Source organism: Salinimicrobium oceani, from assembly GCF_012037645.1.
In genome coordinates, this window is sequence record NZ_JAAVJR010000699.1 from 1 (window position 1) to 434 (window position 434).

General features: G+C 39.9%; 1 protein-coding gene. It reads left to right on the forward strand.

The window, feature by feature from the left end; all coding sequences use genetic code 11:
• Window positions 1-14: 14 nt before the first annotated feature.
• Window positions 15-434 (forward strand): transglycosylase domain-containing protein (locus HC175_RS18945; protein WP_209310104.1); only part of this gene is annotated, 420 nt, incomplete at its 3' end.

Here is a 434-nt window from a genome sequence, read left to right on the forward strand (position 1 = left end):
TAATCGAATAATAAATGAAGAGATTTTTCAAATTTATATTTAAGCTGCTGTTGGGGCTGTTTCTTTTCAGTATTCTGCTTGTGGTGATCTATAAGTGGGTTCCGGTGCCATTTACTAATCTGATGCTCATTAGGTATTTTGAAAATCCTGAAGAAGACATCCGGCATGATTGGGTGCCAATGGAAGAGATTTCCGATAATCTTAAGATGGCGGTGATCGCCAGCGAAGATCAAAATTTCCCAAACCATAACGGCTTTGATTACGAGGCTATTCAAAAAGCCATGGAAGATAACAAGAAGGGCAAGCGGGTGAGAGGTGCCAGTACGATCTCACAACAAACTGCCAAAAATGCTTTTTTATGGCCGCAACGCAGCTGGTTTAGGAAAGGACTGGAAGTTTATTTTACCTTTTTAATAGAATTGTTTTGGAGCAAG